General features: G+C 70.5%; 22 protein-coding genes and 1 pseudogene. 16 read left to right on the forward strand and 7 right to left on the reverse strand.

Annotation, left to right across the window (positions count from 1 at the left end):
* The first annotated feature begins 236 nt into the window (after positions 1–236).
* The 9 genes and pseudogenes from ACR2FV_RS15445 (at position 237) to ACR2FV_RS15485 (ending at position 5,320) form a co-directional block, all read left to right on the forward strand.
* Positions 237–491 (forward strand): type II toxin-antitoxin system VapB family antitoxin, encoded by a 255-nt coding sequence (locus tag ACR2FV_RS15445; RefSeq protein ID WP_434016591.1) that lies wholly within the window; start codon positions 237–239, stop codon positions 489–491.
* Complete coding sequence (locus ACR2FV_RS15450; protein ID WP_434016592.1) at positions 488–883, forward strand: type II toxin-antitoxin system VapC family toxin; 396 nt, start codon at positions 488–490, stop codon at positions 881–883. Before ACR2FV_RS15445 ends, ACR2FV_RS15450 begins: the two co-directional genes overlap by 4 nt.
* Before the next feature lie 63 nt (positions 884–946).
* Positions 947–1,321, forward strand: a pseudogene (locus tag ACR2FV_RS15455) (type I restriction enzyme endonuclease domain-containing protein); the annotation flags it as partial.
* Complete coding sequence (locus ACR2FV_RS15460; protein WP_434016593.1) at positions 1,321–1,959, forward strand: hypothetical protein; 639 nt, start codon at positions 1,321–1,323, stop codon at positions 1,957–1,959. The pseudogene ACR2FV_RS15455 and the gene ACR2FV_RS15460, both read left to right, overlap by 1 nt.
* A complete protein-coding gene (locus ACR2FV_RS15465) occupies positions 1,926–2,294 on the forward strand; it encodes an ImmA/IrrE family metallo-endopeptidase (protein ID WP_434016594.1) in 369 nt (122 codons plus the stop codon). The genes ACR2FV_RS15460 and ACR2FV_RS15465 overlap by 34 nt, the downstream gene beginning before the upstream one ends.
* Positions 2,295–2,448: 154 nt before the next feature.
* Entirely contained in the window at positions 2,449–3,798 is a 1,350-nt protein-coding gene (locus ACR2FV_RS15470) for a hypothetical protein (RefSeq protein WP_434016595.1), read from the forward strand.
* Positions 3,795–4,511 carry a hypothetical protein gene (locus tag ACR2FV_RS15475; RefSeq protein WP_434016596.1) on the forward strand — a complete coding sequence of 239 codons (717 nt, stop codon included), beginning with the start codon at positions 3,795–3,797 and terminating at the stop codon, positions 4,509–4,511. Before ACR2FV_RS15470 ends, ACR2FV_RS15475 begins: the two co-directional genes overlap by 4 nt.
* Complete coding sequence (locus ACR2FV_RS15480; RefSeq protein WP_434016597.1) at positions 4,508–4,978, forward strand: hypothetical protein; 471 nt, start codon at positions 4,508–4,510, stop codon at positions 4,976–4,978. Before ACR2FV_RS15475 ends, ACR2FV_RS15480 begins: the two co-directional genes overlap by 4 nt.
* Positions 4,979–5,089: 111 nt before the next feature.
* Positions 5,090–5,320, forward strand: a complete 231-nt coding sequence (locus tag ACR2FV_RS15485; protein WP_434016598.1) for a FitA-like ribbon-helix-helix domain-containing protein — start codon at positions 5,090–5,092, stop codon at positions 5,318–5,320.
* A 54-nt stretch (positions 5,321–5,374) separates the two neighbouring features.
* Here ACR2FV_RS15485 and ACR2FV_RS15490 read toward each other — a convergent pair whose 3' ends face one another.
* Both ACR2FV_RS15490 and ACR2FV_RS15495 read right to left on the reverse strand, forming a co-directional pair.
* Positions 5,375–5,788 carry a type II toxin-antitoxin system VapC family toxin gene (locus ACR2FV_RS15490; protein ID WP_434016599.1) on the reverse strand — a complete coding sequence of 138 codons (414 nt, stop codon included), beginning with the start codon at positions 5,786–5,788 and terminating at the stop codon, positions 5,375–5,377.
* The gene (locus ACR2FV_RS15495) at positions 5,785–6,036 is read right to left on the reverse strand and encodes a FitA-like ribbon-helix-helix domain-containing protein (RefSeq protein WP_434016600.1); all 252 of its coding nucleotides are present in this window, start codon (positions 6,034–6,036) and stop codon (positions 5,785–5,787) included. The genes ACR2FV_RS15490 and ACR2FV_RS15495 overlap by 4 nt, the downstream gene beginning before the upstream one ends.
* 113 nt (positions 6,037–6,149) lie before the next feature.
* Between ACR2FV_RS15495 and ACR2FV_RS15500 the strand changes: the two genes are divergently transcribed.
* The gene (locus ACR2FV_RS15500; RefSeq protein WP_434016601.1) at positions 6,150–8,732 is read left to right on the forward strand and encodes a DEAD/DEAH box helicase; all 2,583 of its coding nucleotides are present in this window, start codon (positions 6,150–6,152) and stop codon (positions 8,730–8,732) included.
* A gap of 39 nt (positions 8,733–8,771) precedes the next feature.
* Here the strand turns inward: ACR2FV_RS15500 and ACR2FV_RS15505 are convergent, their stop codons facing one another.
* Both ACR2FV_RS15505 and ACR2FV_RS15510 read right to left on the reverse strand, forming a co-directional pair.
* Complete coding sequence (locus ACR2FV_RS15505) at positions 8,772–9,650, reverse strand: SRPBCC family protein (RefSeq protein ID WP_434016612.1); 879 nt, start codon at positions 9,648–9,650, stop codon at positions 8,772–8,774.
* A gap of 36 nt (positions 9,651–9,686) precedes the next feature.
* On the reverse strand, positions 9,687–10,001 hold the full coding sequence (locus ACR2FV_RS15510) for an ArsR/SmtB family transcription factor (protein WP_434016602.1): 315 nt from the start codon (positions 9,999–10,001) through the stop codon (positions 9,687–9,689).
* A gap of 84 nt (positions 10,002–10,085) precedes the next feature.
* Between ACR2FV_RS15510 and ACR2FV_RS15515 the strand changes: the two genes are divergently transcribed.
* Both ACR2FV_RS15515 and ACR2FV_RS15520 read left to right on the forward strand, forming a co-directional pair.
* Complete coding sequence (locus ACR2FV_RS15515; protein ID WP_434016603.1) at positions 10,086–10,472, forward strand: ankyrin repeat domain-containing protein; 387 nt, start codon at positions 10,086–10,088, stop codon at positions 10,470–10,472.
* A 72-nt stretch (positions 10,473–10,544) separates the two neighbouring features.
* Complete coding sequence (locus ACR2FV_RS15520) at positions 10,545–10,976, forward strand: septum formation family protein (protein WP_434016604.1); 432 nt, start codon at positions 10,545–10,547, stop codon at positions 10,974–10,976.
* A 25-nt stretch (positions 10,977–11,001) separates the two neighbouring features.
* Here the strand turns inward: ACR2FV_RS15520 and ACR2FV_RS15525 are convergent, their stop codons facing one another.
* From ACR2FV_RS15525 to metH, 3 genes are read right to left on the reverse strand one after another with little or no spacing between them, the layout of a single operon-like run.
* The gene (locus ACR2FV_RS15525) at positions 11,002–11,394 is read right to left on the reverse strand and encodes a VanZ family protein (protein WP_434016605.1); all 393 of its coding nucleotides are present in this window, start codon (positions 11,392–11,394) and stop codon (positions 11,002–11,004) included.
* Positions 11,395–11,438: 44 nt separating this feature from the next.
* Complete coding sequence (locus tag ACR2FV_RS15530) at positions 11,439–12,221, reverse strand: methylenetetrahydrofolate reductase (protein WP_434016606.1); 783 nt, start codon at positions 12,219–12,221, stop codon at positions 11,439–11,441.
* Positions 12,218–15,931, reverse strand: coding sequence for a methionine synthase (metH, locus tag ACR2FV_RS15535; RefSeq protein WP_434016607.1), 3,714 nt, complete (start codon positions 15,929–15,931; stop codon positions 12,218–12,220). Before metH ends, ACR2FV_RS15530 begins: the two co-directional genes overlap by 4 nt.
* Before the next feature lie 121 nt (positions 15,932–16,052).
* On the opposite strand from metH, the gene treY reads away from it, so the two are divergent.
* The 4 genes from treY to pstS all read left to right on the forward strand — a co-directional run bounded on the left by treY (position 16,053) and on the right by pstS (position 22,567).
* Positions 16,053–18,503, forward strand: coding sequence for a malto-oligosyltrehalose synthase (gene treY, locus ACR2FV_RS15540; RefSeq protein WP_434016608.1), 2,451 nt, complete (start codon positions 16,053–16,055; stop codon positions 18,501–18,503).
* The gene (gene treZ, locus ACR2FV_RS15545; RefSeq protein WP_434016609.1) at positions 18,500–20,296 is read left to right on the forward strand and encodes a malto-oligosyltrehalose trehalohydrolase; all 1,797 of its coding nucleotides are present in this window, start codon (positions 18,500–18,502) and stop codon (positions 20,294–20,296) included. Before treY ends, treZ begins: the two co-directional genes overlap by 4 nt.
* A gap of 154 nt (positions 20,297–20,450) precedes the next feature.
* On the forward strand, positions 20,451–21,053 hold the full coding sequence (locus ACR2FV_RS15550) for a hypothetical protein (RefSeq protein WP_434016610.1): 603 nt from the start codon (positions 20,451–20,453) through the stop codon (positions 21,051–21,053).
* Positions 21,054–21,424: 371 nt separating this feature from the next.
* On the forward strand, positions 21,425–22,567 hold the full coding sequence (pstS, locus tag ACR2FV_RS15555) for a phosphate ABC transporter substrate-binding protein PstS (RefSeq protein ID WP_434016611.1): 1,143 nt from the start codon (positions 21,425–21,427) through the stop codon (positions 22,565–22,567).
* The last annotated feature ends 222 nt before the right edge of the window (positions 22,568–22,789 follow it).

The raw sequence follows: 22,789 nt of genomic DNA on the forward strand, positions 1-22,789 counted from the left end.
CTGGTTTGTCGTTTGGGGGGGGTCCGGTATGATTCTGGCGTTGGTGGCCCCCGCAAGCCCCGCCGCCGGTATGACCGTCATCCGCGTTCGCTAGGGAAGTTGCCGCCCTCCCGCACGCTTTGCGAGGGAAGTTGCCGAGCTCCTTCACGTTTTCCTCGCAGCAACGGGCACCAGCGGCAGCTGGCTGGTCAGCGCAATACGGTAGACGTGGTATACAAAGCAGTACAGTTCTACCCATGGGCCTCAATATCAAGAACGAGCGGGTGCACACGCTGGCCAGGGACGTCGCGCGGCGGACCGGCCGGACCCAGACGTCCGCGATCGAGCTGGCGCTGTCGCGCCTGATCGAGGAGCTGGATCGCCAGGAGGGGGAAGCCGCACGTCGGGAGCGGGTGCAAGCCACGGTGGCAGATATGCAGGCGAGGGTCGCGAGGGCGAACGTCGACCTCGCCGCGGATGACCTGTATGATGGGGCCGGACTCCCCACATGATCATCGACACCTCTGCCGTGGTGGCCATTCTCAAGGCCGAGCCGCAGACGCAGCAGATGGTGGACCGGATGCTCGAGGAAGACTCGCCGCGGATGTCCGCGGCGAGCTATCTGGAGACTGCCATCGTGGTCGACCGGCTCGGGGACCCGGCACTGTCCCGACGGTTGGACGAGGTCTTGGTTGACCTCGCCGTCGAGATCGCCGACGTGACCGCCGCGCAGGCGCGGATCGCCCGCCAGGCGTACCGGGACTACGGCAAGGGCAGTGGACACCAGGCCGGTCTCAACTTCGGTGACTGCTTCAGCTACGCCCTGGCCGTCGAGACCCGGGAGCCGCTGCTCTTCAAGGGTGACGACTTCGGCCACACGGACGTGACCTCGGCCCTGGCTTGAGCCTGGACACCCGGTCAGGCCGCGCTGCCGTCCCGGCGACCATCGGCCTCCGGGGCCAGGTCCGTCTGGATCGACCTGGCCGAGCGGGAGCGGATCGAGCAGAGCGTGGCCGTGATCAACGCGGTGTATGGCGCACCGGCGCGGCTGGCGGCGCTGGCGGCCGACATCGTGCAGCACTGGGAGCGGCGGCGTTCGCAGATCCAGGGCGAGGACGTGCTGGCCCAGATAGCGCGCGAGCTGTTGGAGGTGATGCGACGCGATATCAAGACCGACTGGACGGTGCGCGACGACGTGCGGGCCAAGCTGCGCTCCTCGATCAAGCGCCTGCTGGTCAAGCACCGCTATCCGCCGGACAAGCAGCCCGAGGCGATCCGGCTGGTGATCGAGCAGATGGAGTCGATGGCTCCGAGGTACTCCGCCGAGCGCGGAGCCGCGTGATGGCCGACGGCACGCTGCCCGGTGAGTGGGGAGGTCAGCTCGAGCTCGACTTCGAGCACGGTCCCGAGGAGGGTGGCGAGGTCTCGGAGGCGCGCGCATCCATCGACTACCTGCTGCGGCAGGCACTGGACTACGGCTCGGGCGCCGACTATGCGGAGATGCTGCGGGGTATTGCCGGTTTCCACCAGTACAGCCCCTACAGCGCGATGCTGGCCCAGCTCCAAGTGCCGGGCGCCCGCTACGTCCTATCTCCTCAAGTGTGGGAATCGACATACCGACGGGGGATCAGACCGGGCTCGCAGCCGATCGTGGTCCTACGTCCCTTCGGCCCGGTCATGTTCGTCTTCGATGTCTCGCAGACGCAGGAGCGACCGGACTCGGTGCCCCTCCCTGCTCTCATCGAGCATCCCTTCCGGATGCCGGACATCGGAGGGGTGGGTGAGCGGCTGCGCCACCTCATCCACACGTCCAAGGCCGACTCGGTCCGGGTGGAGGTGGCGCCTCAGGGTTCTCAGGCTGCTGGACGGATCCAAGCGGCCAGCACGGGCGAGACACAAGCCGTGCTCGTGCGCAAGCGTTCACGTCGCGAGTGGGAGGGGTTCCGGTGCACTACGTCAGCATCATCAACGGGCGGCTGAGCCCCACCGAGCAGTTCACGACCCTGGGCCACGAGCTCGGGCATCTCTACTGCGGCCACGTCGGCACACACGACGACCGTCGATGGCCCGATCGTCGGCGGCTGTCCGAGGAGACGGTGGAGACCGAGGCGGAGTCCGTGGCCTATCTGGTGTGCCTCCGCATGGACCCGTCGGTGCAGATGCCGCACCACCTGCATGAGTACGTCGGCAGAGGGCTTGCGCTGCCGTTCATCGATGTCAATCGCATCGTCACTGCGGCGGGTCGCATCCTCGACCTGTCCGGCGGAGCGCTGCCACGTCCACCCCGTCCCTCGACCAAGCGTGGGAAGTCCTAGCTCGTCGGGCGTCTCGACCTGTTTGTCCACATCCCAGGTGGGTTCGGTGGGTCGTCCACAGGGGCGTGTGGAGCCCTGGATTTGTCGAACACATGTACTATGATCTTGAGTATCGAGGTTGCTCGACTGATTCGGGTGATCGACGCTGGCGAAGGTGGTGGTGAACGTGTCGGTGATGAACGAGGAGGGCGTGGCGGGCACGGGGACGCCGGGTCTTTGTGACGTGACCGTCGGCTTCGACGCCTCGGAGTGGACCAGCGAGCAGCTCATCGCGTTCGTCACCCGCTCCCCGCAGCAGGTCGCGCTGGACCAGGTGTCGCAGGGCCTGAACGGGTTGGGCCTTCCGTCGGGGGTTGCCGATGCGGTGCTGGCGGTGGTGACGTCCGCGGCCGCGCACCAGGGCGGCGCTGCCGGTGAGTCCGCGACGGCCCGGGTGGCACCGGCGACGGCCATTGATGATGACGCGGTGCTGGCTGCGGCGCACGGGGCCAGGGTGCTGCAGGGATTCGCCGAGGGTGCGTTGATCGACACTGCGCGCACCCTGGCGGACCGGGCCGGGGCCGAGCTGCTCGCCCGTAGGGGTCTGTGCGACCCGGCCGAGATGTGTCCGACGAAGCGGGAGAAGTGGCGCGGGCGGACCAAGGCGTTGGTCGCCCAGGAGCTGTCGGTGCTGACCGGGCACGGGATTCAGGCCGCGCACGTCATCGTGGGGTTCGCGTTGGCTCCACCGGCCTCGGTGGCCGCTTCCACGGCGGCCTTGCAGGCGGGGAAGACCAACTGGCGCGCGGTGTCCGCGTTCTGGCAGCGCTGCCGCACGTTCGAGGCCACGGCGGCCGGGGAGGTGGACCAGGCGGTGTTCGGGCCGCTGCTGGCCCACCCCACACCCGAGGACCGGGCCGAGACCCCTGGCAACACCGACCCCGAGAACCCCGACACCGAGGCAGACGACACCGAGAGCCCCGACGACCACGGCCAGGCCCGGGGCCAGGACCAGCGGTGTGAGTCCTGGCCCGAGTTCTCCCGCCGGTTGGAGCGGGAGGCCGTCCGCGCCGAGTCCGCTGACGCGGCCGACGCCCGGGCCAAGCGCCGTGCCGCGATGTCCCGGCGGGATGTGCAGGCCAGGATCGGGGACCAGGGCACCGGTGAGGTCATCTTGACCGGGTCCACCACCAGTGTGGCCGGAGCGGTCGAGCGGATCGAGACCATCGCCCGGGCCGCCAAAGCCGCCGGCGACCAACGCTCCCTGGGCCAGATCCGCTCCGACACCGGCTTCGCGTTGCTGGTCCACGGGATCCTGCCGCTGCCCGGCACCCCCACCGGCGCTTGCGCTGGTGGCTGCGCCGGTGCCGCGGGCAGTCCAACCGGCCCGCGGCCGGGTCGGCGTTCACCGCGGCTGGCACCACGAGCACCACGGGTGCCGGCACCCCAACACCGGGGGCCGGCGGCGGGGCGGGAAGGACGACGGGCAACGCCGCGGGATCGGTGTTCACCGCGGAGCCGTTGATCGAGACCCCCGAGGACATCCACCGGATCATCACCGGGCAACCCGCCACCCACGTCGAGGTCATCATCCCCGCGTCCTTCCTGACCCCCGACCCGGCCGGCGACACCGACACCACCGCGCAAGACCGGAGCACCGACTCCGGTGACGATCCCGGGCGCGCCAGCAACGGTGACGCCGAGAGTGGTCGGCACGCGGATCCAGACCCGCGTGCCGACTCGGGGGACGAGGCCGATGCCGACCCGCCGTCGCGTCACACCGACCCGCCGTCGCGTCACACCGACCCGCCGTCGCGTCACACCGACCCGCAACAAGACCACCCGCAACAAGACCACCCGCAACAAGGTCGCCCTCGGCGATGCCGTCCCGGTGGGGTCGCCGAGATCGTGGGGTACGGGTTCCTGACCGGTGAGCACGCCCGTGAGCTGGTCCTGACCCCGGGCAGCACGTTGCACCGGTTGCTGACCGACCCCGCCGACGGGCGACTGCTCGAACGGACCATCGCCGCCTACCGTCCCGACCAAGCGATGATCACCCAGCTGCGCGCGGCCGACGTGTTCTGCCGGGCCCCCGGTTGCCTGGTCCCGGCCCGCCGGTGCGACCTGGACCACGAACGCGAGTACGACGAGGGCGGGCCCACCGCCGAACCCAACCTAGTCAACAAGCCCGACCGCACCACCAGGTCAAGACCGCGAAGTTCTGGGCCACGGTCATGAACACCACCCGGCAGGTGACCTGGCGGACCCTGTTCGGGCGGATGTACACCACCCGACCCCACGACTACAACCAGTACGACAAGCCCCTCGGCACCCCCGGACCAGACAGCAACGTTCCCCCGAGCAACGCGCCCGACGGCAGCACGCCGGACAGCAACAACGCACAAGACCGCGCAGCCCCAGACAGGCCAGAGGGATGGGTCGACCCGACCAGCACCACCGACCCAGACACCCGCAACCAGCTGATCTACGCCGCCCTGTCCACCCGGGCCGGCATGGACCAATGGCTCGAAGCCATCGACGACGACGAGGCCGCCTGGCGCTACGGCCACGAGCGCCCGCTGACCCTGTTCCACCACGTCGACGGCCGGCGCCGGCCCGGACCCCCACCCGGACAACCCGACCCAGACGAGCTCATCAACCCCACCCCACCCCCCACACCCGATCACACACCCCCACCCTTCTGAGCCAGCCGTGCTGGCCCTGCTCAGGCCGGCACGAGTCAGGCATCCTGGTCCAGGGGCGCGACGATCTCTCGTTTGCTTGTGACCTGGTGCTCACGGCGCCAGAAGGGCGCCATGCCGAGCATCCAGATCAAGGACGTGCCCGAGCGGACCCATGCGGTCTTGAGACAGCGAGCGGCGGCGGCACACCAGTCACTGCAGGAGTACCTCAGGTCGCGGTTGGTGGAGGAGGCCGGTCAGCCGACGCTGGATGAGGTCCTCGACCGCGCCGGATCCCGTGCCGGAGGTTCGGCGACCATGGCGAGCGCGGTGACCATGCTGCGATCCGACCGTGCTGGTCATTGACGCCAGCGTCCCGACCGTGATCGACCGGCCCATCGCGAACGGGAGGCTGATCCCTCACGGCAGCCCCCCTGTGGTGCCGACCAGCTCGACCCGACAGCGGCTCACCGCCGCAGCCGCAAGCCATCGGTCCGCAGTGACCAGCGTCAGCGCCCGGGCCTCCGCGAGCACGACGTAGACGGCGCCATGCCCCGTGAGGTTGTCGCGCAACTCCCACATCCGAGACACCAGCGGGTCGAGCGCCACACTCTCGACCCCAATGTGGGGAACGCGCCGGATGGCGCCCCCGGCTGTGTCAAGGTCCACCTTTCGTCCGACCACCAGTCTGCGAATCGCCGAGAACACCTCGGCCTTCCAGTGCTCAGGAGCCGTCCACGCCGGATCCCGACCCAGCACGGCACGCGCCCCGTCTCCGCGCGCGCCGGCGTAGACGAGCAGGTTGGTCAGCACCGAGGCATCGACCACGATCATCGGGGGTCTGCGCGCTTTCGCTCCCGACGGATCACGTCGGCCGCGTCAGGTGCATCGGGTCCGGCACCACCTCCGGCCGACAGGTCGGCGCGGATCTCGCTGATGAGGCGCAGGTTGTCTCGAAACCGAGCCTCCCGCTCCAAGGTTGCCAGCAGGTAGGCCTGCAGCGACTGGCCTCGAGCCTGCGCCATCTCGGCAAGCGCGGCTCGCGTCTCGTCTGGAACCGATCGCACCGTGAGCGTCACCATGCCGCCACCATGCATGCATAACTGATGCACTGTCAGTATGCAGAAGCTGGCCCTCTGACCAGGTCCCGCGACAACCGAACGACCAGCGCACGGCATACGGGATGATAGGCGTGATGCCCACCCTCGACGCCCTCGTCCCCGACGGACCGCCCGACCCCGACCGGCTCTACGACGTGTTCAGCGCGTGGGCGACCGAGCAGGGGACGACGCTGTATCCGCACCAGGACGAGGCGATCATCGAGCTGCTCGGCGGGTCCAACGTGATCCTGTCCACCCCGACCGGCTCCGGCAAGAGCCTGGTCGCCACGGCCGCGCATTTTCTCGCTTTGGCTGGGGTTGGGGGGCACACGGGGGGTGGAGCCCTCCGTGTGAGCTTCTACACCGCGCCGATCAAGGCCCTGGTCAGCGAGAAGTTCTTCGCTCTGTGCCGCATCTTCGGCGCCGACAACGTCGGCATGGTCACCGGCGACGCCTCGGTCAACGCCGACGCCCCGATCATCTGCTGCACCGCCGAGATCCTGGCCAACATCGCGCTGCGTGAGGGCGAGGGCGCCGACGTCGGCCTGGTGATCATGGACGAGTTCCACTTCTACTCCGAGTCCGACCGCGGCTGGGCCTGGCAGGTGCCGCTGCTGGAGCTGCCCCAGACCCAGTTCCTGCTGATGTCGGCGACACTCGGCGACGTCACCCCGTTCGTCGACGACCTGACCCTGCGCACCGGCCGGGACACCGCGGTCGTGGACGACGCCGTGCGCCCCGTGCCGCTGAGCTTCTCCTGGGCGATGACCCCGATCACCGAGACCATCACCGAGCTGCTCGAAACCCATCAGGCGCCGGTCTACATCGTCCACTTCACCCAGAAGGACGCCCTCGAGCGCGCGCAGTCGCTGATGTCGCTGCGGATCGCGAGCCGCGCCGACAAGGACGCCATCGCCGAGCGCATCGGCGCCTTCCGGTTCACCGCGGGCTTCGGCAAGACCTTGTCCACGCTCGTGCGCAACGGCATCGGGGTGCACCACGCCGGCATGCTGCCGCGCTACCGCCGCTTGGTCGAGCAGCTCGCCCAGGACGGCCTGCTCAAGGTCATCTGCGGCACCGACACCCTCGGTGTCGGCATCAACGTCCCGATCCGCACGGTGCTGTTCACCGGGCTGGCCAAGTTCGACGGCTCCCGGCAGCGGGTGCTCAAGGTGCGCGAGTTCCAGCAGATCGCGGGCCGGGCCGGTCGGGCTGGCTACGACACCAGCGGGTATGTCGTGGTGCAGGCCCCCGAGCACGTCATCGACAACGCGCGGGCGCTGGCCAAAGCGGGCGACGACCCCAAGAAGCTGCGCAAGGTGCAGCGCAAGAAGGCCCCGGAGGGTCAGGTGTCGTGGACGGAGGAGACCTACGACAAGCTGGTCGGCGGGCAGCCCGAGGCGCTGCAGTCCCGGATGCGCATCGACCACTCCACGATCCTCAACGTGGTCGCACGGCAGGGCGACCCGTTCAAGCACCTGCGTCGGCTGGCCCGCGACAACCACGACGAGCCCCGCCAGCAGTCCCGACTGGCGCTGCGCGCGATCGCGCTGTCCCGGTCGCTGCTCGACTCCGGGGTGCTGCAGCGGCTCCCCGCGCCGGAGACCTCCGGGCGCGGGGTCGTCATGGACGCGGCGGTGCAGGACAACTTCGCACTCAACCAGCCCCTTGCGCCCTTTGCCCTCGCGGCCCTGGACCTGCTCGACCGCGCCGACCCGGCATACCCGCTGGACGTGGTCTCGGTGATCGAGTCGGTGCTCGACAACCCGCGGCAGGTGCTGTTCGCCCAGCGGTCCAAGGCCAAGGGCGAGGCTGTCGCCGAGATGAAGGCCGACGGGATGGAGTATGACGAGCGGATGGCGGTGCTCGACGAGATCGAGTGGCCCCAGCCCCTGGCCGAGCTGCTCGAAGGGTCCTTGGAGGTCTACCGGCAGACCCACCCGTGGGTCAGCGAGGACGCGCTCAGCCCCAAGTCGGTGGTGCGCGACATGTGGGAGCGGGCGATGAGCTTCGGCGAGTACGTCGCGTTCTACGGCCTGGCTCGCTCCGAGGGGGTCGTGCTGCGCTACCTCACCGACGCCTACCGCACGTTGCGCCAGACCGTGCCGGAGAGTCACCGCACCGAGGACCTGGACGACCTGGTGCACTGGCTCGGCGAGACCATCCGGCAGACCGACTCCTCGCTGCTGGAGGAGTGGGAGGCGCTGACCGACCCCGAGGCCGTGGCGGCAGCAGCCGCCCGGGCCGCCGCGGGAGCGCCGATCGCCCCAGCCCGCCCGGTCACCGGCAACGAGCGGGCCTTCCGGGTGATGGTCCGCAATGCGATGTGGCGCCGGGTGGAGCTGGCCGCGCGCGACGAGTGGCGCACCCTGGCGATGCTGGAGGCGTCGGTCGCCGCGCTGACCGACCCACCGCGCGAGGTGGTCATGGGCGAGCAGGACTGGGACGACGCGCTGGCCGCCTACTACGACGAGCATGACGAGATCGAGCTGGGCCCCGACGCGCGCGGACCGGCCCTGCTCGCGATCGAACGGGAGGACCGGGTATGGCGTGTCCGACAGACCCTGCTCGACCCCGCCGGCGACCGGGACTGGGTCATCGAGGCGAGCGCCGACCTGGACGCGTCCGACGAGGTGGGCGAGCCGGTGCTGCTGGCCACCGCCATGCACAGACTCTGAGCCGCGGGCGCGTCCGCACGCCCACTGGGTGCCCCCGGCTCACACTCTCGTGGAGGTGGCCTCGGCGACCCAGCGGGTGAGTCGGCCGATGAGAGCGCTCCAGCTTCGCTCCACTTGCCGGAAGTTCTCGGTCGGAGTGGCCATCTGATGCTCGAGGACCAGGTAGGTGACCAGCCCCTCGGTGCCCGGGCCGCTGACGTCAGTGAAGGTGACGGTGACCAGGTCTTCCGGGGAGTCTCGCTCGCCGGTCTCCCATATCCACATCATGACAAGGGCCGCCGGATCATCGAGGTCAAGGTAGGTCCCATGGGCTCCGAATCCGGCGGTCCCGGACCGGAACCGGAACCGGCCGCCCACCTGAGCGTCGACCTCGTATGTCGTGTCCGGCCACTGCGGCCACCACCAGCCGGCCAGCTGGGTTGGGTCGAGCCAGGCTGCATACAGCGCCCCGGGAGGAGCGTCGATCGTGACGTCCACCCGAGCGACGGGGCCGTGCAGACGATCGAGGTGCGCCTGCTGCGGGTGGGGGAGGTCGACAGCAAGGGTCGCGGCCAGGTTGCCCAGGACGAAGGTCCAGCCCTCGCGGTAGCCGTCCGCCGCCGGGGCACCGGCGACCCGATGGGTGACCGTGACCAGGGTGCCGTCCTGAGCCGTGAAGTCGACACGCACGGTCTCCTCGGGCCCCGTGGGCGCCTGCTCGCCTGGCTCGTCGAGCCACACCCAGGTCATCTCGATCGAGTGCGGTTCATCGATCCTGGTGAACGTGCCGAGGACCCCCACGCCGCCGCTAGGGGACTCGACGCGGTAGTGACCTCCCTCGCGGAAGTCGACCTCGTAGCGGGTGTTCTCCCAGTGCGGCCACCACCACCGCGACCATCCTGCGGCATCGGACCAGGCGGCAAAGACCTCGCCGACCAGGGCCGGGGCAGTGCTGGGGGACGACGAGCTGCTGGGTCATGACCGCTCCTCGAAGCTGTGGGCCAGGTTGTCGAGCTGGTGGGTCCAGAAGGTGCGGGTCCGGTGCAGCCAGGTCTCCGCCGCGGCGATCTGCGCACGGTCCAACCGCACGGTCACGGTCCGCCCCGACTTGCTGCGGCTGACCAGGCCGGCCCCCTCCAGCACACCCCCGTGCTTCATGGTGCCCTGCAGACTGATCGGGAACTGATCGGCGAGCTCGGAGACCGTGCGGTCGCCCTGGGTGAGCAGACCGACGATCTGGGTCCGGGTCGGGTCACCCAACGCGGCGAACCCCGCGGGATAGTTAACCATAAGGTTGACTACACAGGGGCCCAGTCGGTGCCCACAAGAGGGCGGGATGCGGCTCCGGTCAGGGATCGGTCATGCTTGCTGGCCATGGACGACCAGCCACCGGACCAGCTCCTCGACGTCGCGCACGCCTGCTTCGACTTCGCCAGGCAGGGCGACGCGATTCGACTCTCGGCATACGTCGCGCGCGGTGTGCCGGTCGACCTGACCGACGCCCAGGGCAACACGCTGATCATGCTGGCCGCCTATCACGGCCATGCCGAGACGGTCCGGGCGCTCGCTGCATCAGGAGCGGACGTCGACCGACTCAACGACCGCGGCCAGTCGCCGCTGGCCGGGGCGGTATTCAAGGGCGAGGACGATGTGGTCCGGGTGCTGCTCGCCGCGGGCGCCGATCCCGATCAGGGCACCCCGAGCCCTCGCGCCACCGCAGCGATGTTCGGCCGGGAGGACCTCATCCCCGCCGACGGGTGACTCCGGGGAGCGCAGATGAGCAGGGGCTGACCTGCCCGGCTACATTGTGCTCACCCGATCCGAGGAGCCCAGATGCTGTCGCGTCCGTTCGTGCCCGCTGCGCTGGTCGCTGCGGTGCTCTCCGCCGCTGGTTGCGGTCTGCTGGACCCGGCTCCGAGCGCCGAGGTCGGCGACTGCGTCGACATGGCGACCCTGCAGGAGGAGGAGGTGACCGAGATCCCCACCGTCGACTGCACTCAAGAGCACGACGGTCAGTTGGCCGTGAGCTTCCAGATGCCGGAGGGCGACTACCCGAGCGACCAGGAGTTCCAGGACGCCCTCGAGGAGGAGTGCCTCAGCGGGTTCGAGGAGTTCATCGGGACGGGGTATGCCGACTCGTCCCTGGAGATCTATGACCTCAGCCCCACGCAGGAGTCCTGGGACGCCGGCGACCGGCGGGTGCTCTGCCTGGTCTACCTCCCCGACGACACCACGACGGAGAGCTTCGAGGGCTCCGGGCTCTGAGGCAAGGCGACCGCGGTGCCCAGGATCAGCGGCGGGGGCGCGGGGTGCGGATTCGACGCAGGTGCAGCCCGAGGATGACGCCCAGTCCGGCCCCCGTGGTGTTGGCCAGCACGTCCAGCACCGAGGGAGTGCGGGCCGGCAGGTAACGCCACTGCACGAGCTCGACACCGAGACTGAGGGTGCCCGCCAGGAGCACCCACCACCAGCCGCGGGAGCGGGGCCACAGCACCATGGCCAGCGCGCCCGCGGGCACGCACACCAGGACGTTGTTGACCAGCTGCCAGAACTCCGGCGACATCCATTCGGGCGCCCCCAGGCGCAGGAAGGCGCGAGTGACCAGCAGGTTGCCCCGTGTGACGGTATCCCCCTCCGGCCAGAGCACGAGCACCGCCAGCCCGAGCAGGTAGCCCGCGAGCACGGCGTACCCCCACGGTGGGATGCGACCCCCTGGCCGTTCGCCGCTCAGACGATCCCCTCCAGATAGGAGCGCACGTCGACCGCCACCGGCATCAGATAGATGTGCTGGCCGCGCTCGCGGGCGAAGGCCACCGCGCGCCGGGCGAAGTCACGGTGCCAGTCCAGGGTGGTCTCGAAGCCGGCGGGGAAGACCGCCCGGTTGCGCCGCCGCCAGTAGTTGTGCGAGCCGGGGGAGGTCACCGTGGTCGCGCCCCACCAGACCGGCACGTCGGTGGGGAGCAGTCCGCCCCAGGCGTGCATCAGCGACATGTCGAAGAACGGCTGGGTGAAGAAGCCGCCAGCCCCCGCCTCCAGCTTGCGCTCGGCATACTCCGCCTCCTCGATGAGGGAGTGCCGGTAGGGGTCGAGACCGGCATAGACGCTCAGGTGCGGCAGGTCCGCCCGCAGTCGCCGAATCGCGTCGACGGCGTCGACGTCGTAGGTCGCGCCGGAGAAGTTGTTGGGCACGTCGCCGGTGACGATCAGCACCTCCTGGATCCCGGACTCCTCCAGCGCCCGCGCCATGGGCAGCGCGGTGTCGGGGTTGAGGTCCTGGGAGCGCAGGTGCGGGATCGCCTCGTATGCCGCCTGCCCCCCCGAGCGGGGCACCTGCCGGGCCAACGCGCAGGCGTCCCAGCTGCGCAGCGAGAACTTGGTCAGGTCCGGCACGTTGATGGTGTCGACGTGCGGGAGGTGCTGGTCCACGGCGGCCACGTCGGCCTGCACCGAGTGCACGCTGCGGGGGACCAGCTCGACCGAGATGCGAGAGACGGGGGCGGCGTCGGTCATGCCCGGACGGGGTCCGGGGTGTAGGCCAGGTTGGGTCCGAGCCACTGCTCGGCGACCTCCATGGTCCAGCCCTTGCGCTCGGCGTAGTCCGCCACCTGGTCGCGGCCGATTTTGCCCAGCGCGAAGTAGCGCGTGTCGGGGTGCGCGAGGTAGAGCCCGGACACGGCAGAGCCCGGCGTCATCGCATACGACTCGGTCAGCCCCATCCCGATCTCGTCGGTGCCGAGCAGGTCGAAGAGCGTCTGCTTCTCGGTGTGGTCCGGCTGAGCGGGGTAGCCGGGGGCGGGGCGGATGCCGTCGTAGCGCTCCTTGATCAGGTCGCGGATCGGGAGGGCCTCGCCGGCCGCATACCCCCACAGGTCGGTGCGGACCTCCCGGTGCAGCCACTCGGCGAACGCCTCGGCGAGTCGGTCGGCCAGCACCTGCACCATGATCGCCGTGTAGTCGTCGTTCTCGGCGCGGTAGTGCCCGGCCAGCTCGTCGGCACCGTGGACGGAGACCGCGAAGCCGCCGACGTGGTCGTCGGCGGGTGCCACGAAGTCGGCCAGTGCGGCATACCCGCCGGACTTGCGCTCCTTCTGCTGGCGCAGGGTGTGCAGCACCCGGTGACCGTTGTGCGCGCCACCCGCACCTGCGCCGGGCGCGTCGGCGCGCACATCGGTCGCTGGCGCGTCCACGATGATGTCGTCGCCGTCCCGCCGAGCCGGCCACAGCGCCACGACCCCCCGAGCCTCGAACAACCCTTCGGCCACGATCCGGTCGAGGATCTCGCGGCCCTCGTCGAACAGCTGCCGGGCCTGCTCCCCGACCTTGTCGTCGTCCAGGATCCCCGGATAGCTGCCGCGCAGCTCCCACGCGGTGAAGAACGGCGTCCAGTCGATGATCTCGGCCAGCTGCGCGAGGTCGGGCCGCAGGACGTGCCGACCGGGGCGGGCCGGGGCCGGAGCACCGGCACCGGCCACGGCGCGGCCGTCGGACCGGGCCGCAGCCAGGCCGACCAGGCTCACCGCCCGGCTGCCGTGCCGCTCGCGCAGCTCGTCGTACTGCCCCGCGACCCGCTCGGCGAGCGCACTCTCGCGGCTGATCGCATCGGCGACCACCCCGACCGCCCGGCTGGCGTCGATGACGTGCACGACGGTGCCGTGGTAGGCCGGGTCGATCTTGACCGCCGTGTGCGCCGTGCTCGTCGTGGCCCCACCGATCAACAACGGGGTATGCAGTCCGCGCCGGCTCATCTCGGCAGCGAGGGAGACCATCTCGTCCAGGCTGGGCGTGATCAGCCCGGACACTCCCACAATGTCAGCACCCCACTCCTTGGCGGTGTCCAGGATCCGCTCGGCGGGCACCATCACGCCGAGGTCGCGCACGTCGTAGCCGTTGCAGGCCAGGACCACGCCGACGATGTTCTTGCCGATGTCGTGCACGTCGCCCTTGACCGTGGCCATCAGCACCTTGCCCTTGCTGTGCCCGCCCCCCGACTCCGCGGCGAGGGCCTCCATGTAAGGGGTCAGGTGGGCCACGGCCTTCTTCATCACCCGGGCCGACTTCACCACCTGCGGCAAGAACATCTTGCCGCTGCCGAACAGGTCGCCGACGACGTCCATGCCGTCCATCAGCGGACCCTCGATGACCGGCAGGGCCGAGCCCATCTCCTGGTAGGCCTCCTCGGCGTCGTCGACGACGTAGTCGCTGATCCCCTGCACCAGCGCGTGCCGCAGCCGGTCCGCGACCGGCGCCTCCCGCCAAGCCCGTGCCTGTGCCGTGGTCTCCCGCTTGACCCCCTTGTAGGACTCGGCCAGGTCGATCAGCCGGTCGGTGGCATCGGGGCGGCGAGCCAGGACGACGTCCTCGACCGCCTCGAGCAGCGCCGGCTCGATGTCCTCGTAGACCCCGAGCATGCCGGCGTTGACGATGCCCATGTCAAGACCGGCGCGGATCGCGTGGTAAAGGAAGACGGTGTGCATCGCCTCGCGCACCACGTTGTTGCCGCGGAAGCTGAACGACACGTTGGAGATGCCGCCACTGACCAGCGCCCCCGGGAGGTTGGCCTTGATCCAGGCGGTGGCCTCGACGAAGTCGAGGGCGTAGCGGTCGTGCTCGCTCATCCCCGTGGCCACGGTCAGCACGTTGGGGTCGAAGATGATGTCGTGCCCGGGCACACCGATCCCCGTCAGCAGCCGGTAGGCCCGCTCGCACACCTGCTTGCGCCGCTCCAGGTTGTCGGCCTGTCCGTCCTCGTCGAAGGCCATCACCACCATCGCCGCACCGTGGTCGCGCACGACGCGGGCGCGGTGCAGGAAGGTCTCCTCGCCGTCCTTCAGCGACAGGGAGTTGACCACGCCCTTGCCCTGCAGACAGGCCAGCCCCGCCTCGAGCACCTCCCAGCGGGAGGAGTCGACCATCACCGGCACCCGCGCCACGTCCGGCTCGGCGGCCAACAGGTTGAGCAGGTGGGTCATCGTCTCGGGGCCCTCGATCATGCCCTCGTCGACGTTGACGTCGATCAGCTGCGCTCCGGCGTCGACCTGCTGCCGGGCGATCTGCACGCAGCCGTCCCAGTCGCCCTCGGTGAGCACCTTCTTGAACTTCGGCGACCCGGTGATGTTGGTGCGCTCGCCGACGTTGACGAAGTTGGTCTGGTCGGTCAGCGTGAACCGCTCCAACCCGCTCAGCTGCAGGTATGCCGGCCGCTCACCGGCGGCCCGTGGAGCCAGGTCGCGCACGGCGTCGGCGATGGCGGTGATGTGCTCGGGCGTCGTGCCGCAGCACCCGCCGACCACATTGAGCAGTCCCTCGCTCGCGAAGTCACGCAGCGTGGCTGCCATCTGCTCGGGCGTCTCGTCGTAGCCGCCGAACGCGTTGGGCAGCCCGGCGTTGGGGTGCACCGAGACCAGGGCGTCGCTGGCGCCGGCGATCTCGCGCAGGTGCGGGCGCATCGCCTCCGGGCCCAGCGCGCAGTTGAGCCCGATGCTCCACAGGTCGGCGTGCTCGGTGGAGATGGTGAAGGCCTCGGGGGTCTGCCCGGACAGGGTGCGCCCCGACGCGTCGGTGATGGTGCCCGACAGCATCACCGGCACCGGCTCGTGCTCCGGTGAGCGCTCGCGCTGCACGTCGCTCACGGCGTGCAGCGCGGCCTTGGCGTTGAGGGTGTCGAAGACCGTCTCGACCAGCAGGATGTCGGCCCCACCCTCGAGCAGACCGCGGGCCTGCACGGCATACGCCTCGCGCAGGTCGGCATAGGTGACGGCGCGGTACTCCGGCCGCTCCACGTCCGGTGACATCGAGGCGGTGCGGTTGGTCGGACCGATGGCGCCGGCCACGAAGCGCGGCCGGCCGTCGGCAGCCTCGAACTCGTCGGCGACCTCGCGGGCGATCCGGGCTGCCGCCTGGTTGATCTCGGGCACCAGGTGCTCGCAACCGTAGTCGGCCTGCGCGATCGTCGTGCCGGAGAAGGTGTTGGTGCTGGTGATGTCGGCACCCGCGCCCAGGTAGGCGCGGTGCACGTCGGCGATGACGCCGGGGCGGGTCAGCTGCAGCAGATCGAAGTCCCCGCGGAGCCGCCGATCGGTCGCCCAGTCCCACTCGGATCGGTGGAAGTCGTCCTCGGTCAGCTCCACCTGCTGCAGCATCGAGCCCCAGGCTCCGTCGAGCACCAGGATGCGCTTAGCGGCCAGCTGGTGCAGCGCCTGGGTCCGTTCCGTCCGACTCATCACCCACCGAGGATAGTTCGGATCCACGCCGATCCCGACTCGTGTCGCCGCAGAACCTGCTTCGTGAGCCCGCTCACAGTGCTCCGTGACGTGGACCGGCACTCCTTGACACAATGAGCCGGTGAGTGACACCCCTGATCCCCGCCCGCTCAGCGCGACCTACCGGCTGCAGCTGCACGCCGGCTTCACCTTCGCCGACGCGGCACGGGTCGTGCCCTACCTGGCCGACCTCGGGGTGAGCCACGTCTACCTGTCGCCGGTGCTGACCGCCGTCCCCGGCTCGCAGCACGGCTACGACGTGGTGGACCACAGCCGGGTCAGTGCCGAGCTCGGCGGCCGGGCCGGACTGGTGGAGCTCTCCTCGGTATGCCGTGCGCACGGTCTGGGCATCGTGGTCGACATCGTGCCCAACCACATGGCCCTCGTCGCGCCGTTGTGGCACAACGTCCCCGTCTGGGAGATGCTGCGCGACGGGCAGACCGCCGCCCGGGCGCACTGGTTCGACGTCGACTGGGACGCTCTGGACGGCCGCATCGGGCTGCCCGTGCTCGGCGACACCCTCAACCGGGTGCTCGCGGGGGGAGCGCTGAGCCTGGACACCGGCCGTGGTGACGAGGGACCCGCCGCAGGGCAACCCGTGATCCGCTACTACGACCACGTGTGGCCCGTGGCGCCCGGCACCTGGCGGGAGGGCGACGACGTCGCCACGGTCGTGCAGCGCCAGCACTACCTGCCGGCCTGCTGGCGCGAGGGTGGGGAGTTCCTCAACTACCGCCGGTTCTTCGAGGTCGACGGGCTGATCGGCGTCCGGGTGGAGGAGCCCGACGTCTTCGAGGCGACCCACCGCACCATCCTCGACCTGCACCACGCCGGGGTCATCGACGGTCTGCGCATCGACCACCCGGACGGGCTCGCCGACCCCGCGGCATACCTGGACACCCTGGCCGACCACCTGCGCCCGGGCACCCCGGTCTGGGTGGAGAAGATCCTGGAGCGCGGGGAGACGCTGCCCACCGACTGGGCCTGCGCTGGCACCACCGGCTACGACGCCAACGCGGTGCTGACCATCGCGTTGATCGACCCGGCCAGCGCCGAGGAGGTGGGCCGGTCCTGGGCGTGGGCGGGCGGGACCCCGTGGGTCGACGACGTGGCCGAGCTCGCCAAGCGGGAGGCGGTGGAGGAGCTGCTCGTGCCAGAGGTGTCCCGGCTGCTGCGCCTGGCGACCCGGGTGCTGCCCGACACCGACGAGGACGAGCTGCGCGTGGCGCTGACCGAGCTGTTGGTCGCCGTCGACGTCTACCGGGCCTACCTGCGTCCCGGCGAGGTGCCGGCGCAGGCCTCCCGGCAGCGGCTGCACGAGGCCATCGAGCGCGCCGTGGAGGCGGCCCCGGACACCGCGGAGACGATCACGTCGCTGGGCCGCATCCTGGGCGATCCGGACGCCGGCAGCACGGACCCGGCCGCGGCATACGACCTGGCGGTCCGCTTCCAGCAGACCACCGGCCCGGTCATGGCCAAGGGCATCGAGGACACGGCGCTCTACCGGTGGCACCGGATGGTCGCGCTCAACGAGGTCGGCGGCCACCCCTCCCAGGGCAGCACGCCGTCGGCCGAGCCGCTGGCCGCGTGGGCGCGGCACCAGGCCGAGCACTGGCCGCGGGGGATGACGACGCTCAGCACACATGACACCAAGCGGTCCGAGGACGTCCGGGCAAGAGTGTTGGCCGTCTCCGGCGACGCCGTGGCCTGGGACCGGGCGACCCGGGCCGCGGTGGCCGAGGCCATCGAGCACGGCGTGGACGCCCCGACCGGGCACCTGGTGATGCAGACGGTGGTCGGCGCAGGAGAGATCGGCTCCGAGCGCCTCGACGCCTACCTCACCAAGGCCCTGCGCGAGGCCAAGTGGCACACGACCTGGACGGAGCCGGAGACCGACTACGAGGACCGGGTCAAGCAGATCGGCGAGCAGGCGCAGCACAGCGGCGAGCTGCACGACGCGATCAAGGAGGCGGTGGCCGGCAGCGAGCGCGCGATCCGCGCCGTCGTGCTCGGCCAGAAGCTGCTGCAGCTCACCCTTCCCGGGGTGCCGGACACCTACCAGGGCACCGAGCTCGTCGACCTGTCGCTGGTCGACCCGGACAACCGACGGCCGGTCGACTACGCAGCCCGGCGCTCCGCGCTCAGCCGGCTCGACGACGGCCGGGCCCCCCGCGACCTGTCGGAGGAGAAGCTGCTGATCACCACGCGGGTGCTGCGGCTGCGGCTGCGGCTGCCGGAGGCGCTCGGTCCGGACGCGTCCTACGAGTCCTTGGAGGCGGGACCGCACCTGCTGGGGCACCTGCGCGGTGGGCGGGTCGCCGCACTGGCGGTGCGCGCGCCGCACTCGCTGGAGGTGAACGAGGTGGACGAGGTGGACGGCTCCGGGGAGCACCGGGTCGATCTGCCACCGGGCAGCTGGGTCGATGAGCTGACCGGGCGCCGGGTGCAGGTGGAGGAGTCCGGTCTGCTGCTCGCCGAGGCCTTCGCCGATGCCCCGGTGGCCCTGCTGGTCAGAGAGGAAGCCGGACGATGAGCAGCAACGAGCACGAGTATGCGGTCTGGGCGCCCGAGGCGCGGCAGGTGGAGGTCCACATCGGGACCGGCGAGCCCACGGCATACCCGATGGAGCGAGGTGACGATGGGTGGTGGCGGCTGGAGACCGACCCCGGTGATGGTCGCTACGCCTTCGCGGTCGACGGCGGCATGGCCCGCCCCGATCCCCGGTCGCTGAGCCAGCCCGACGGCGTGCATGCGGCCTCCGCGCTGGTCGAGACCGACTTCACCTGGACCGATCAGGACTGGGCCGGAGTGGAGCTGCCCGACGCCGTGGTCTACGAGCTGCACGTGGGCACCTTCACCCCCGACGGCACGCTCGACGCGGCGATCGAGCACCTGGACCACCTGGTCGACCTCGGCGTCACCGTCATCGAGCTGCTGCCGCTGGCGGCCTTCCCCGGTCAGGCCGGCTGGGGCTACGACGGGGTGTGCCTGTATGCCGTGCACGAGGTCTACGGAGGAATCGGTGGTCTGCATCGGTTCGTCGACGCCGCGCACGGCAGCGGCCTCGCGGTCTGGCTCGACGTGGTCTACAACCACCTCGGTCCGGACGGCAACTACCTGTCCGAGCTCGGCCCCTACTTCACCGACCAGCACCACACGCCGTGGGGTGAGGCGGTCAACCTCGACGCAGCCGGCAGCGACGAGGTCCGTGCCTGGATCTGCGACAACGTGCGGCTGTGGCTCGACGAGCTGCACCTGGACGGTCTGCGGCTCGACGCGGTGCACGAGCTGCACGACCGCCGGGCCGTGCACGTGCTCGAGCAGATGGCGGCGCTGGCCGACGAGATCGCCGAGCAGACCGGGGTGCTGCGCACCCTGGTGGCCGAGTCGGACCGCAACGACCCGGGCACGGTGTCCCCGCGACGACCTGGCGGCAGCGGCGGGCTGGGACTGCACGGGCAGTGGGCCGACGACGTGCACCACGCCCTGCACGTGGTCGTCACCGGGGAGACCCAGGGCTACTACGCCGACTTCGCCGACCCCGCGGCGCTGGACAAGGTGCTCAGCAGCACGCCGTTCCTGCACGACGGCACCTACTCGACCTTCCGCGGGCGGGCGCACGGTCGCGAGGTCGACCCGGACGTGACGCCTGGGTGGCGCTTCGTGGCCGCCCTGCAGACCCACGACCAGATCGGCAACCGGGCCGTGGGGGAGCGCGTGGCCCACCTGGTCTCCCCCGGGATGGCCGCCATCGGCGCCGCCCTGCTGTTGACCTCGCCCTACACGCCGATGTTGTTCATGGGCGAGGAGTGGGCCGCGAGCACGCCGTGGCAGTACTTCACCGACCACGAGCAGGACTGGCTGGCCGAGTCGATCCGGGAGGGCCGGGCCCGGGAGTTCGCCGAGCACGGCTGGTCCCAGGACGTGCCCGACCCGCAGTCCCCGGACACGGTGACCGCCTCGACGCTGCACTGGGCGGAGGTGCACGAGGGCGAGCACGCCCGGATGCTGGGCTGGCACTGCGACCTGCTGCGGCTGCGCCGGGAGCAGCCCGCGCTGCGCGACACGCCGTTGGGGGAGACCGTGCTGCACCACGACGTGGCGGCGCAGACCCTGATGCTGCGCCGCGGCGAGGTGACCGTGGTGGCCAACCTCGGCGTGGACGAGCAGCAGGTGCAGCTGCCGGGCGAGGTGAGCGCTCGGCATACCCTCGCCCGGTGGGGGCAGGACCACGATGTGGAGGGCGGCCACGAGGGCGACGGCGACAGCAACACGGTGCGCCTGGGCGGCCACGACGTGGTCGTGCTCGGCCCCGAGCCGTCCTGAGGAGCTCGGCCGTGCGGCCGCTCTGATGCCCCCTGCGCATCAGAGCGGCCGCACGACCCGCGGACTCCGACGGGGCCCCTGTGCACCCGTGGTGTCTCGGAGTGCAGGAGTCGCCTCCCTGCCGCCTGATACATCCCGGCGTACTCTTTTTCTGGTGAGACACCACAAGCCGGCGCTGACCGACCCCGGGGCCCTGGAGCTGCAGGGTCGGCAACCCGATCCGTGGGAGAGCGCCGAGGCGGCCTACCGCACGGCGGAGGCCGTCGTGGGGCGCGGGCGGGCCGGGGCCGATCCCGAGCTGACCCGGCGACTGATCGGGCTGGTCGATGAGGTGGGGTTGTCCGTGGTGGCCGAGCTGTGGTCGCGACGGCCTGCCCGCTCGCTGCCCGGTGCGCTGTGGCGGCTCTATCTGCTCGACCAGTGGGTGCAACGGCAGCCCGAGGAGGTGGGGCGGGCGTTCACGGACGGCGCCGGACACGCGGAGGTCTACCGGGTGATCGCCGGGGTCGCCGAGCCGCCGAGTCCGCAGGACCTGTGCGCGCTGACCCGCCAGATCCTGGCCGGTGTCTTCGAGGGCGACCTCGGGGTGGCGCTGGAGCGGGCGGCGGCGTTCTGCCAGGTGATGGCGGTGGGACTGACCCAGCCCGGCGGCGACGACATACCCGGCGAGCGGGTCCGCCAAGCGGCCCGGATGCGCGGCACTGCCGATGACCTGCAGGCCTGCGCCCGGCTGTGGCGCCAGGGCGACCTGCACTGAGTGTCGCGCGGGGTATGCCGATCGCCGACTCGTCTCGGCGCGGGCGGGGGAAGTGCGTGCCGGACCGGGAGCGCCTCACGGCGCGTGGCCGCTCGTAGCGGCGAATTGTGGAGCCCGGGGCTTCCGCGATCCGGCACGCGAAAGGTTTCAACGAGCCGTCCCGCGGTGTTGTTCCCGCAGGCACCTCGGTGCCAGGACCGTTCGACCGTCGGACATTCAGGCCTCGTTCACCCTTCGTTCACCACCAGCCACCACCAGGGTCATGTGTCGTCCCTAGCGTTCCCAGCGGTTGGCAAGGACGCCAGCGACCGACACGGCGCCCCTGTGCGGCGCACTCCTGCATCAAGACTCCACGCGAAAGAGGAACACCCGTGAAGCTGCACCGCTTGAAGACCACCGCCGCGCTGGCCATGGCGGCGTCGTTGACCCTGGCCGCCTGCGGCGACGACACCCCCGGGGCCGAGCAGGAGCCCGCCGCCGAGGGAGGCTCGGAGTCCAGTGAGGCGGCCTCGGCGGGCGGCGGCTCCGACATGGAGCTGTCCGGACAGCTCGACGGAGCGGGCTCCAGCGCTCAGAACTCCGCGGTGACCGCGTGGATCGCCGGCTACCAGGAGGTCCAGCCCGGTGTGACGGTGCTCTATGACGCCATCGGCTCCGGCGGTGGCCGGGAGAACATCATCTCCGGCGCCGTCGACTTCGCCGGTTCCGACGCCTACCTCGACGAGGAGGAGGCGGAGGCGGTCAAGGAGACCTGCGGCGACGGGGGGGCGATCAACCTCCCGGTCTACATCTCCCCGGTGGCCATCCCCTACAACCTGCCGGGGGTGGACACCCTCAACCTCAAGCCCGACGTGCTGGCCCAGATCATGGACCAGCAGATCACGAGCTGGAGCGACGAGGCCATCGCAGCGGACAACCCCGACGCAGAGCTGCCGGACACGGACATCACGGTGGTCAACCGCTCGGACGAGTCCGGCACGACCGAGAACTTCATGGAGTACCTGTCCGCAGCGGCCCCGGACTCGTGGAGCTACGAGGCCGACAAGGCGTGGCCGGTCAGTGGTGGCGAGGCCGCCGCGCAGACCACCGGGGTCATCGAGGTTGTCGGCTCCACGGAGGGCGCCATCGGGTATGCCGACGCGTCCGCTGTGGGCAGCCTGTCGACCGCGTTGATCGGGGTGGGTGAGGAGTTCGTCGAGTACTCCGCCGAGGCCGCGGCCAAGGTGGTCGACAAGTCCGAGCGCGCCGACACCGGCGTCGAGGGCGACCTGGCCCTGGACCTGGCGCGTGACACGACCGAGTCGGGGGCCTACCCGATCGTGCTGGTTTCCTACCACATCGTCTGCAAGCAGTACGGTGACGCCAACGTGGCCGATATGGTCAAGGACTTCGTGGGCTACGCGTCTTCCGAGGAGGGTCAGCAGGCTGCTGCCGAGGCAGCCGGCTCCGCGCCCATCTCGCAGGACCTGCGCACCAACATCGAGGAGTCCCTCGGCATGGTCCAGGGCGGCTGAGCCTAAGATCGCACCAGTTCCTGGCGTCGGTGGCGGGGGGGGGGGGGGGGGGGGGGGGGAGAGACAAACAAAACAAACAAAAAGGAGAAAAAAAAAAAAAGAAAAGAGAGGAGAAGAGAGAAGAGAAGCGGAGAGGGGACGAACAGGGAGGGCAGCAGCGGCAGCAGCGCGCCGGCAGTGAAGAAGCCGAACGACGACACCGCCGCCACCCGAGGCGACGGC

The organism is Ornithinimicrobium sp. (assembly GCF_051004135.1).
Lineage (GTDB): Bacteria > Actinomycetota > Actinomycetes > Actinomycetales > Dermatophilaceae > Ornithinicoccus.